Annotated in this window: 6 protein-coding genes; 2 read left to right on the top strand and 4 right to left on the bottom strand. The window is 63.9% G+C overall.

The genetic code is table 11. The annotated features are described in order from the left end of the window. Position 1 precedes the first annotated feature (1 nt). Genes JWV26_RS08525 through JWV26_RS08510 form a run of 4 tightly spaced genes read right to left on the bottom strand, consistent with a single transcriptional unit; the run spans position 2 to position 9,243 of the window. A complete protein-coding gene (locus JWV26_RS08525; RefSeq protein WP_206418821.1) occupies positions 2 to 1,918 on the bottom strand; it encodes an ATP-binding protein in 1,917 nt (638 codons plus the stop codon). Beyond that, a complete protein-coding gene (locus JWV26_RS24590; RefSeq protein WP_206418820.1) occupies positions 1,915 to 5,811 on the bottom strand; it encodes a PAS domain S-box protein in 3,897 nt (1,298 codons plus the stop codon). Before JWV26_RS24590 ends, JWV26_RS08525 begins: the two co-directional genes overlap by 4 nt. A gap of 10 nt (positions 5,812 to 5,821) precedes the next feature. Then, on the bottom strand, positions 5,822 to 6,943 hold the full coding sequence (locus tag JWV26_RS08515; RefSeq protein WP_206418819.1) for an HDOD domain-containing protein: 1,122 nt from the start codon (positions 6,941 to 6,943) through the stop codon (positions 5,822 to 5,824). Positions 6,944 to 6,945: 2 nt separating this feature from the next. Continuing rightward, on the bottom strand, positions 6,946 to 9,243 hold the full coding sequence (locus JWV26_RS08510; RefSeq protein ID WP_206419189.1) for a putative bifunctional diguanylate cyclase/phosphodiesterase: 2,298 nt from the start codon (positions 9,241 to 9,243) through the stop codon (positions 6,946 to 6,948). A gap of 168 nt (positions 9,244 to 9,411) precedes the next feature. Here JWV26_RS08510 and desA point away from each other — a divergent pair, with 168 nt between their 5' ends. Together desA and JWV26_RS08500 are read left to right on the top strand one after the other, a co-directional pair. Continuing rightward, positions 9,412 to 10,602 (top strand): delta-9 fatty acid desaturase DesA, encoded by a 1,191-nt coding sequence (gene desA, locus JWV26_RS08505; protein WP_045735759.1) that lies wholly within the window; start codon positions 9,412 to 9,414, stop codon positions 10,600 to 10,602. A 110-nt stretch (positions 10,603 to 10,712) separates the two neighbouring features. Beyond that, a complete protein-coding gene (locus tag JWV26_RS08500; RefSeq protein WP_074918868.1) occupies positions 10,713 to 11,684 on the top strand; it encodes a GGDEF domain-containing protein in 972 nt (323 codons plus the stop codon). The last annotated feature ends 422 nt before the right edge of the window (positions 11,685 to 12,106 follow it).

Raw genomic sequence — 12,106 nt, 5'->3', positions numbered from 1 at the left:
GTTACCCTCCGACCTGCGGCAGGTCCAGCCAGAAGGTGCTGCCTTGTCCCTCTACGGAGTCGAAGCCGATGCGTCCACCCATGTGTTCGATGATCTCCTTGCTGATCGCCAGGCCCAGGCCTGTGCCGCCCTGGCGGCGGGTGTCGCCGGCATCGGCCTGGGCAAATTTGCTGAAGATGCGCGGCTTGAAGTCCTGCGCGATACCCAGGCCCTGGTCACGTACGCTGATGCGTACCCAGCCGTCCGTGGGCACGGCCGCCAGCTCCACACTCTGCCCGGCGGCGGAAAACTTGGCGGCATTGGCCAGCAGGTTGGCCAGCACCTGCTCCAGGCGCTGGGCATCGGCGTTTACCTGGCAGTCGATGCCCGGCAGTAGCAGCAGTTGCACCCGGTGGTGCTCGGCATAGGGCTGGTTGCTGCGCAGCGCCTGCTCCAGCAGCGGGCGCAGGGCCAGCGGCTGCAGATCGAAGCGCATCTTGCCGGCGACCAGCTTGTCGATGTCCAGCAGGTCGTCGATCAGCTTGCGCAGGCGCTGGCTGTTGCTCTGGGCGATTTCCAGCATCTGCTGCATCTGCTCCGGCACCGCGCCCAGGGCGCCGCCGTTGATCAGGCCGAGTGAGCCGGCGATGGCGGTCAGCGGCGTGCGCAGTTCATGGCTGACGGTGGAGACGAACTCGTTCTGCAATTGCTCGCCGCGCTTGCGTTCGCTGATATCGCTGATGAAGCCGTGCCAGAGCGTTTCGCCGCCGGGCAGGCGCTGCGGTGCGGCACGCCCCTCGACCCAGAGCGGACCGTGCAGCGGATGCAGGACACGGTATTCCTGATGCCAGGTGCTCAGGTTTGCGGCCGAGCGGGCTATGGCGGCTTGCACCTGTGGCGCGTCATCCGGATGCAGGCGGGCGAGGAGTGGGCCGGCATCCTCGCTGACTTCTTCAGGCGTGCAGCCGTAAACGTCGCGGATACCGGCGCTGGCATAGGGGAAGCAACTGCTGCCATCGGCGCGCAGCAGATACTGGTAGACCATGCCCGGCAGCTGTGCGGCGATGCGCTGCAGGCGCAGGCGTGCCTCTTCGCGCTGGCTGAGATCGTTGGCCACCAGCAGGTAGCCTTGGAGCGGCTGGCCTTCAGCGCGGACCGGCGAGAGATTCAGGCGCACCGGCAGGTGCTGTCCGTTGCGTGCGCGCAGCTGCCCCTCGGTGCTCTGCGGCCCGCTGCTGCAGGCAATGCACAGGCGCTCGTACTGGCCTGGTTCGAGCAGCAGCTGCGGCAGGTACTTGTTCTCCAGCTCAGCGGGCGAATAGCCCAGTAGCTGCTGCGCTTCGTGGTTGCTGCGCAGTACACGGCCCTGTGGGTCAAGCACCAGCACTGCGCTGCCGGCGTTGTCCAGCATGGCCTGGTGCATGGCGCTCTGTTCGGCCTGGCGACGCGCCTGCAGGCGCAGCTCGAACAACTCGGCGGTCAGTTGTGCCAGGTGCTGCAACTGAGCGCGTTGGTGGTTGTCGAGGTGGCGCGGCTGGCGGTCGATCACGCACAGGGTGCCGAGCGCCAGGCCCCGGCCGTCGCGCAGCGGCATGCCGGCGTAGAAGCGGATGTGCGGGTCGGAAGTGACCAGCGGGTTGTCGCGAAAACGGGCGTCATCCAGGGCATTGTCCACTTCCAGTGGCGCGTCGGCGGCCACCGCATGGGCGCAGAAGGCCAGCTCGCGCGCGGTTTGCTCGGCATCCAGGCCAACCCGACTCTTGAACCACTGGCGCTGGGCATCGACCAGCGAAATCAGGGCGATAGGGGTGTCGCAGATCTGCGCTGCCAGCGCGGTGATGTGGTCGAACATCGCTTCGGCCGGGCTGTCGAGCAGTTCCAGGGCGTGCAGGGCGGCCAGGCGTTCCTGCTCGTTGGCGGGGATCGGGGCTTGGCTCATGACGCGTTCCCTGTGATCGGTAGTTCGAACCAGAAGGTAGCACCTTGGCCTGGGGGCGAGTCGAAGCCGATATGGCCGCCCATGCGTTCGATGATTTCCTTGCAGATGGCCAGCCCGAGCCCGGTGCCGCCCTGTTGCCGGGTGTCACCGGAGTCGGCCTGGGAGAACTTGCTGAAGATGCGCGATCTGAAGGCTTCCGGTATGCCGGGACCGCTGTCCGACACGCTGACGTGCAGGACCTCGCCGCAGTGCTGCAGACGCACCTCGACGCTGGCACCCGCTGGCGAGAACTTGGCGGCATTGGACAGCAGGTTGGCCATCACCTGGGCCAGGCGCTGAGCGTCGACCCGCACCTGGGCATCGCCCTCGACCTGCAGGCGCAACGCTACCTGGTGCTGCTCGGCATAGGGCTGGTTGTGCAGCAGCGCCTGTTCCAGCAGTGGCTGCAGTGTGCGTGCCTGCAGGTCGAAATGCATCTTGCCGGCCACCAGTTTATCCATGTCCAGCAGGTCGTTGATCAGGGCGCTGAGGCGCTGGCTGTTGCTGTGGGCGATGCTCAGCATCTGGCGCATGCTCTCCGGTACGGTGCCGAGGGCGCCGCCATTGATCAGGCCGAGCGAGCCGGCGATGGCGGTGAGCGGGGTGCGCAGCTCGTGGCTGACGGTGGATACGAATTCGTTCTTCATCTGTTCGGTGCGCTTGCGCTCGGCGATGTCGCGGATCACCGCGATAAAGCGGCGCTGCCCCTGGTGGCTGATCTGCGACACCGCCAGCTCCATGGCGAAGCGCTCGCCGCTCTGGCGCAGGCCCTCCAGCTCGCGGACCTTGCCCACTACCCATGCTTCGCCGGTGCGCAGGTAGCGTTGGATGTAGCCGTCATGGGCATCGCGGTAGGGGGCGGGCATCAGCATGCTGACGTTGCGCCCGGCCACTTCGCTTTGCCTGTAGCCGAATATCGCTTCGGCCGCATGGTTGAAGGTCTCGATACGGCCCTGCTCATCGATGGTGACGATGGCGTCGACCACGTTGTCGAGCAGGGTGCGCAGGTAGTGCTCGCGCTCACGCACCGCGCGCTCGGCAGCGACGCGGTCACTGAAGTCCTGGATCTGCGAGACGAAATGCACGGGCTGCCCCTCGCCGTCACGCACCAGCGACACGCTGAGCAGTACCCAGAGCGTGCGTCCCTGCTTGTCCAGGTAGCGTTTCTCCATCTGATAGGCGTTGATCCGCCCGGCCAGCAGATCGGCGACGTTCTGCCGATCGGCATCGAGATCGTCCGGATGGGTGAGCTGTTGGTAGGTGCATGCCAGCAGCTCCTCGCGTTCGTAGCCGAGCATGCGGCACAGCTCGTCGTTGGCCTCCAGCCAGCGGCCGTCGGGGCCGACCAGGGCCATGCCCTGTGGTGCGGTATTGAAGGCATTGAGAAAACGTTGCTGGCTCAGGCGCAGTTCGTCCTCCATGGCCTGGCGCTCGCTGATGTCCCAGATGAAGCCGTCGATCCACAGCAGCCTGCCGTGGCTGTCGTATTCGCCACGGCCCTTCTCGCGCACCCAGACGTTATGGCCATCGGCATGGCGCAGGCGGTAGGTGAGCTCGAAGCTTTCCTGGCGTTCGATGGCTTCGCCGGCGCGGTAGGTGATGGCCAGGTCGTCGGGGTGCACGATGCTGGAAAAGCTGCGCACCTGGTTGTCGATGAAGTCGCTGGCTGGATAGCCGCTGAGGTTGGCAATTTCATCGCTGACATAGCGCATGCTCCAGTCGGCGTCGTTGGCGCAGCGATACACCACGCCAGGCAGGTTGGCCACCAGGCCGCGGAAGCGGCTCTCGCTCTTCTGCAAGGCGCGGGTGGCCTGTTGCAACTCGCTGATATCGCTGGCGATGCCGAGAAAACCGGTGATCTGCCCGTTCTCGTCGAACATGGCGCTGACCGTGAGGTTGACCTGGCGCAGGCTGCCGTCCTTGTGGCGGTAGGTCCACTGGCGGGTTTCCGGGTCGCCGCCGCGGGCGTTGTGTACTAAGACTTCGAAGCCTTGAATAGGCTGACCTGCCGTCTCGCTCAGCTCGGCGGCGCGGGTCTGGATTTCGTCCGCGAGATGAAACATCGCCGGAGTCTGGTGTCCGATCATCTCCTCGGCGCTGAATCCTAGCAGGCGTTCGGCGCCGGAATTGAACAGGCTGATGGTGCCGCTGGTATCGGTGGCGATGATCGATACCCCGGTGGCCGAGTCCAGCACCGCTTGCAGATAGGCGCGTGCCGCGCGCACGGCGCGTTCCTGCTGCTGGCGTTCCAGAATGGCGCCAACCCAGCGGGCGAACAGACCGAGGAAGTCGCGGTCGGCGTCATCGAATGGCTGCCTGCGTCGCTCGGGGTTGGCGAAGGCCAGGGTACCGAAAGGCTTGCCGCCCACGCGCACGGCGGTGCCGATATAGCTTTCCAGGGCGAATTGGCGATAACAGGGGTGGCGCCTGTGCGGCGAGTTGGCCATATGGGGGATGGCCAGTACATCGTTCTGCTGCAAGGCCAGGCTGCAATAGGTGTCACCCAGTTCGAACTGCTGGCCGTCGGCGAGGGCGCCGTCGGGAGATACCTGCACCAGCACCTGGTACTGCTCGCCTTCGATACGGCTGATGATGCCCAGCGGCATGCCGAAATGCTCCGCGCCCAGGCGCAGCGCCTGGCGCAGTTGCTCGGTGCGGCTCAGGTTGGGCAGCGCGGCGATTTCGTTGAGCGCACGCAGCGCCGCCTGCTGGCGCTGCATCAGGCGCTGCGTGCTGCGCCGGGTGCTGCGTAGCAGAACCAGCAGCAGGGCCTCGGCGCCGCACCAGGCGAGCAGCCATTTGATCACCAGCCAGCGCTTGTCGCTGCGGTGCAGGTTGAACTGATCGCTGACGTCGTGCCAGATCAGTGCGACCGCCAGAGGCGCTGCGCTGGGGTCGTGACGTTGCCGGTAGCTGCTCAGTGCCACCTGATTGACCAGATAATGGCGTTCGCCATCGTCCAGCAGGCGCACGCTATCGCCCTCGCTCGGGGCGGGCAGTCGCTGTTGCTGTTGCCAGGCCAGGACCTGGGGCCGCGAATGATCCATCAACTGCCAGCGCTGGGCATCGCCGGCCAGGCCGCGAAGTTCTTCGCCGCTGTCCGAACTCAGCAGCAGGTCTTCGCGCAGCAGCAGGGCCACACCGCTGTCGAACTCACGGTCCAGTTGGGCGAGATCCTCGAGCACGCCCATGGCCACTTCGATGGCGCCGACCTGTTGGGGCCCGTTGTTGCCTTCGGCCAGCAACGGGGCGATGGCGCGCATGCCGACGCTGCCGCGGGTCAGGCCCAGACCGGCCTGGCTCCTGGCGCTGCGCAGCGCTTCCAGCACCATCGGACGCCAGCCAATCTGTAGATCGCCAAAGTGCTCGGGTTCGTGCACGCGCAGCAGCACCTTCACGTCTGGCGCCAGGTGCACGTACAGCCGAAACGGCTGGTGCGCTTGCAGGCTGCGCCAGCGCGGCGCCAGGCGGGTGTAGAGCTGGCTGCGGATGCTGGCCAGGCTTTGTAGATCGCTCGCCGGCAGGGCGTGAGCCTGGCGCACCAACTCTGTCACCCAGGCGTCGGCTGCGATGGCTTCCGCCAGCAGTTGTGTGCGTTCCTGCAGCCCATGCTGGGTGCTGTTCAGGGCCATGCGCTGGATGTCTGCCTGTTTGCTGATCTGCAGTTGCCAGAGCGCTTCGCGCTCGTTCAGCGCCTGGTTCCCGAGAAAGGCGAAGAACAGCGCCAGGCACAGGCTGCCACCGATGACTATCCAGCGGCCGGCGTCCCGGCGGCCGGCGTCGCGGTCACCGGCGTCCCGGCCACTGGCGTTGAATTGACCGAACCAGCGATTACCCAGCCTCGGTTTACTCATTCGGCGCGCCTCAGCTGAGCCCGGCCAGGCGGCGCAGGCGTTGTACTTCCTGGCTGTCGGCGCTCTGCAGTTCAGCGCTGGCAAGGCGCATGAGAATCGGCTCGCGGCGCGTGTTGCCGGGAGCCAGGCCGTAACAGGCGCCGATCAGTTCACGTAGCCCGATGGGCAAACGCCAATCTGCCTTGAGGCGGCTGGCCAGTTCGCCGCTGTATTGGCGCAGCGCTTGTTGCACTTGTTCCTCGCTCAACGGCAGACCGCGGTTGCGCCAGATCTGCGCCTGTTGCAGCACGGCCAGCTCGCCCATGCGTTGCAGCAGGGCGGCGCTGTGCAGGGGGGGCGGGTCCAGCTGGCAGGCTTTGGCCAGTGCATCGACCCTGTGCTGCAGGTCCAACTGCGCCTGTAGCAGGTTCTGGCCCAGGGTTCTCAGGTCGGCGTCCTGCAGGCTGGCTGCCGGGCGTAGCGCCAGGCCCTGAATCAGATTCAGAGCGGTGGCCGAGCCCAGTCGGCGCACGGCATCGGGTAGGCTGACGCAAGGCTGTCCAGTGCTGTTGTAGAGGCTGCTGTTGGCCGCAGCGATCAGTCGCGCCTGTACGGCTGGGTCCTGCTGCCAGTGTTCGCCGAGTTGCTCCAAGGTGCTGGGTGCTGCCGTGGTGTCGCGCAGTTGCTGAAAGAGTTCGTCGCGCAGTGGCAGATCGATCTCCTCGTCGGGCAAGGCGCCGAGATGGTGAAGAAAATTCTCGTCGTTGGCTGCCGCCACGTGAGGCTCATCATATTCGGGTAACAGGCTGCGCAGGCAGTCCAGAACCTTGGGCACCTGGAAGGGTTTGCTGATAAAAGCGTTGATGCCCAGGGGGCGCACCTCGAGTACGCTGTTGCGATCGGCGCGCGCGGTGATCATCACCAGCGCCACGTCACGGTCCTGGCTGCGTACCGCCTGCAATAGAAGAGTGCCGCTGCCGTCCGGCAGGTTCCAGTCGGCGATCACCAATTGCGCCGGTTCGCGCTGCCAGGCCGAGATGGCGTCTGCCACGCGCACCTGGCAGTCGACGCGAGCACCGGGGCGCAGGCTCAGTACGATCTGCTTGAGCAGATCGGCGATCCAGGGATCGTCTTCGAGAATCAGCACGCGCATGTTCAGCTCCTGGTGCTTGACTGACTATCCTTCGCTTCGCTCAGTGCAGTGGCGTCGACGGCTCTGGTTACAGGTTGCGGACGGCCGAAGTGGTAGCCCTGGCCATAATTGCAGCCTAGCTCGCGCAGAAAGGCGGCTTGAGCGGGTTGTTCGATACCTTCGGCGAGAACCTTGAGGCCCAGGCTCTTGCCCAGGGCGATCACTGCGCGGGCGATGGCGGCATCCTCCGGGTCGTCAGGCAGGCCGCGCACGAAGCTCTGGTCGAGCTTGAGCTTGTCCACTGGTAGACGCTTGAGGCGCGCCAGGGAGCTGTAGCCGGTGCCGAAGTCGTCAATGGCCAGGCGCACGCCCAGGGCGCGCAGGCTGATGAGCAGTTTCTGCGCTGCATCCGGGTCTTCCATGATCGCGCTCTCGGTAACTTCCAGCTCCAGCTGCTCGGGCGGCAGGCCTGTTTCTGCCAGTACCTGCGCCACTTTCATATCGAGTTCACCGCGGCTGAACAGGCGGCTGGAGACGTTCACCGCAACGAAACTCAACCCACAACCTTCGGCGTTCCAGCGCACCATCTGGCGGCAGGCCTGTTCCAGTACCCAGGTATCGATGGCGCCGATCATGCCGTTGTCCTCGGCAATCGGAATGAATTCGCCAGGCGCAATCAGCCCACGTTGCGGGTGCTGCCAGCGCACCAGTGCCTCCATGCCCACCTGGCTACCGTCACCTAGGTCATGCAGCGGCTGGTAGTAGACGCGCAGCTCATGGTTGTCCAGGGCATGGCGCAGGCTGCTGGCCAGTTCCACGCGCTGGCGGGCGTAGTCGGTCAGCTCCTGCACATAGAAGGCGTAGCCCTCGCGGCCGCTGCTCTTGGCCTTGAACAGCGCCGAGTCGGCGTTGCGCAGGATCTGTTCGACGCTATCGGCATCTTCGGGGAACAGGCTGATGCCGATGCTGGCGCCGATGTAGAGCTCGTGGTCGTCAAGGCGAAAGAACGTTTCCAGGCTGCGCAGCAGGCGTTGTGCAAGCTCGGCTGCCTGAGCAGCGTCGGCGCAGTTTTCGCTGAGCAGACCGAACTCATCGCCGCCCAGCCGGGCCAGCGTGCAGCCACTGGGCAGGCCCTGCTGCAGGCGCTCACCAACACCCTTGAGCAGCAGGTCGCCGACGTTGTGGCCGAGGCTCTCGTTGATGTGCTTGAAATGGTCCAGGTCGATCAGCAGCACTGCGCCGCGCAGTTCCTCGATCTTGCTGCGCTCCAGTGCATGGGCGACGCGCTCGGTGAACAGCAGGCGATTGGGCAGGTTGCTCAGCGGGTCGTGGTGGGCCAGGTAATCCAGCTCACGCTGCGAACGCTTGAGCGCAGTGATGTCGGAGAACACCGCCACGTAATGGCTGACGCGCCCCTGCTCGTCGTGGATGACGCGGATGCATTGCCATTGCGGGTAGATTTCGCCGCTCTTGCGCCGGTTCCACACTTCACCGCTCCATGCGCCACGGTTCTGCAGGGCGTGCCACAGGCTCTGGTAGAAAGCGGTGTCATGGCGGCCGGATTTGAGCAGGTTGGGGTGCTGGCCGAGGATTTCCTCGCTGCTGTAACCGGTGATGCGGCTGAAGGCAGGGTTGACGTGCACGATGCTTTGCTCGGCATCGGTAACCAGTACCCCTTCCTGGGTGGCATCGAACACCGCTGCGGCCTGGCGCAGGCTGTCGTCGGTGGCGCGTTGCTGGGTGATGTCGCTGGCGATGCCGATGAAGCGCTGCGGTTGGCCGTTTTCGTCACGCAGCAGGCGGCCGCGCGAGTGAATCCAGCGATAGCTGCCATCGGCATGGCGCAGGCGATAGATGTTTTCGTAGTGCTGTTCGCTCAGCTCGGCGTTGAGTGCATGCAGCGCGCGCTCCATGTCATCCGGATGCAGGCGCGCGGCCCAGTCTTCGCGGGTATCGCCCAGGGTTTGTGGCGTGAGGCCGAGGAGCCTGGCGTAGCCTTCGGAGAAGAACACGCGGCGTCTGGACACGTCCCAGTCCCACAGGCCATCGCGCGTGGCATCCAGCGCCAGGCGCAGACGCTCCTCGTTACCGGCCAGTTCCAGGCGGGCGCGGCGGTACAGCAGGGCATGGCGGTGCAGCACCAAGTAGAGCAGTGAGCTGGTAAGCACGACGAAGAGCAGGCCCTTGAGGGACTGCACGCGCTCCTGCTGCGCCACGGACAGGCCCAGGGCGGTCAACAGATGGTCGCTGAGAAGTATCCACAGAGCGGCGAGCAGGAGGTAGACCAGGGTCAGACGCAAGGCGGCGATGTCGATACGCATGGGCAAGCGGCAGCGCTCCCTGTAAATGCTGGCCAGTATAGATGCTTCACTGCTGAAACATTCTCATCTAAAAGACCAACTGGTTTTCTGGCATGGGTCAGGGATAATGTGATCAGGTTCGTCCTTGTAGGACAAGCCGCGTTCCCCCTTCAAGAGGCAACAGCGCCCATGTGGTACAACGGTTTACTCGACCTGTCGGTCTGGCAGCTGGTGGCTGCGACCTTGCTGATGACACACGTGACCATCGTCAGCGTGACTGTCTATCTGCACCGCTACTCTGCGCACCGTGCACTGGAACTGCACCCCGCGCTCAAGCATTTCTTCCGTTTCTGGCTGTGGTTGACCACGGGTCAGAACACTCGCGAGTGGACCGCGATTCACCGCAAGCATCACGCCAAGTGCGAAACCGTGGATGACCCGCACAGTCCGGTCATCAAGGGGCTGAGCACCGTGCTGCGCAAAGGTGCCGAACTCTATCAGGAAGAGGCGAAGAACCAGGAAACCCTGCGTATCTACGGCAAGAACTGCCCGGATGACTGGATCGAGCGCAATGTCTACAGCCGCTACCCGATTGGCGGCGTGACGCTGATGGCGATCATCGATCTGGCGCTGTTCGGCGTGCTTGGCATGACCGTCTGGGCGATCCAGATGATGTGGATTCCGGTATGGGCCGCAGGTGTCATCAACGGTCTTGGCCACGCTGTCGGCTATCGCAACTTCGAATGCCGCGACGCCGCCACCAACCTGGTGCCCTGGGGTATCCTGATCGGCGGTGAGGAGCTGCACAACAACCACCACACCTATCCCAACAGCGCCAAGCTGTCGGTGAAGAAGTGGGAGTTCGACATGGGCTGGGCCTGGATCAAGCTGTTCAGCTTCTTCGGTCTGGCTCAGGTGCAGCGTGTCGCCCCCATCGCCCATCGGGTCGAGGGCAAAGCCAGCCTGGATATGGACACTGCCATGGCCATCCTCAACAACCGTTTCCAGATCATGGCGCAGTACCGCAAGTTGGTGATCGTGCCGTTGGTCAAGCAGGAAGTGGCCAAGGCCGACGAGTCCGTTCGTCACCTTTTCCGCCGTGCAAAACGCCTGCTGTCACGTGAACCGAGCCTGCTGGAAGAGCAGCATCACGCGCACATCGCCGACATGTTGGCGCAAAGTCAGGCACTCAAGGTGATCTACGAGAAGCGCCTGGCGTTGCAGCAGATCTGGGTCAAGACCAGCAGCAACGGCCACGACATGCTCGAAGCCATGAAGCAGTGGGTACACGAGGCCGAGGCCAGCGGTATCCAGTCGCTGCGTGAGTTTGCCGAGCAGCTCAAGACCTATTCGCTGCGACCATCCAGCGCGACTGCCTGACCGCCGCTCGTTACAAGCAAAGGCCCGCCGAACTGGCGGGCCTTTGTATTTGTCCAACAGCTCGCACTATGCTCATTTCAATGCGAGGCGAAGGACGGATGGCTGCTGTAATGGACGATCAAGGCAACGCTGTTTCCGAGTTGGAAGAACTGACCTTGGCTCTACTGCACAGCCGTGCCGAAGTAGAGCGCCTGGGTGCGCGCGAACAACTGTTCAGTAGCCTGCTTGGTAGCGTCAATGCCGTGCTCTGGGCTTTCGATTGGAACGAGCAGCGGATGATTTATGTCAGCCCTGCCTATGAGCGCATCTTCGGTCGTTCCGCCGCGCTGCTTTTGGCCGATTATGGCGAGTGGCGCAACAGCATCTATCCGGACGATATCGACTACGCCGCCGAAAGCCTGGCCAAGGTGCTGGAAACCGGCGCGGTGGAGTCTCGCGAGTACCGCATTATTCGCGCTGATGGCCAATTGCGCTGGCTCAGCGACAAGTGTTTCGTCAGCCCACGGCTGGGCACTGAGCCCGGCAGTGTGATCGTCGGTATCGCTGAAGACATCACCGAGAAGAAGCGCCTGGAGGGCGAGCTGCATCGCCTGGCTACCACCGATGTACTGACTCAGAGCAGCAACCGGCGGCACTTCTTCGAGTGTGCCCGTCGCGAGTTCGAACATGCGCGCAAGTTTGGCAGCCCGCTGGCCTTCCTGTTGCTCGATCTCGATGACTTCAAGAAGATCAATGACCAGTACGGCCACCAGGTCGGCGATGAAGTGTTGCGGCGTCTGGCGCATTGCGGCAGCAATGCCCTCAGGCGCGGCGATCTGTTCGGGCGTATAGGTGGTGAGGAGTTCGCGGCGCTGTTCCCGGGCTGTGAGCAGGATGTGGCTTTGCAGGTGGCTGAACGACTGCAGCGTGAGGTGCAACGCCTCAGCTTTCGCCACGAGGGCACCAGCTTCGGCATCACCGTCAGTCAGGGGCTGACCAGTCTGCTGGCCACTGATGTAAGCCTCGATGCGCTCTATGCACGTGCCGATGCAGCGATGTACATGGCTAAGCGCCAAGGCAAGAATCAGATCGTCCTGGGCTGAGGTCCTGGCGATTTTCCGCCTGGGAACAGGTTCTCATAAGCGGAAATTTGCCTATCTTGATTGTCACTACATGGTCACTGCGCTGCAGGAAAAATGTAACCTGTTGTTCTAGAGGCCCCGCAGGCCTGCTATAAGGAACTGGCGCGTTATCTGCATAGGCATCCGGCAGATGCCGGTCAGGATGTCGGCGCACAATAACAACGACGAGAGAGTATTCACCATGCACCACTCTGCCCGCCTTATTTCGGTCACCGCCCTGCGTTCGCCGTTGTTCTGTTCTTCCTGAGTTTTTCACACATCCATTCGAGCCTGGTTCATACCCTGTCCCGGCTTGTGGGTGCGTATGCCCCATTCGTGCCGGCCAGCCTCTTCGTGCCGAAGTCTGCGCCGGACGATGCGTCACCTTAAACACACTGGAGAGA

This window comes from Ectopseudomonas toyotomiensis (assembly GCF_017167985.1).
Taxonomy (GTDB): Bacteria; Pseudomonadota; Gammaproteobacteria; order Pseudomonadales; family Pseudomonadaceae; genus Aquipseudomonas; species Aquipseudomonas toyotomiensis.
Note: the sequence above shows the minus strand (reverse complement) of the source record. Positions and strands in the feature narration are given on the sequence as shown.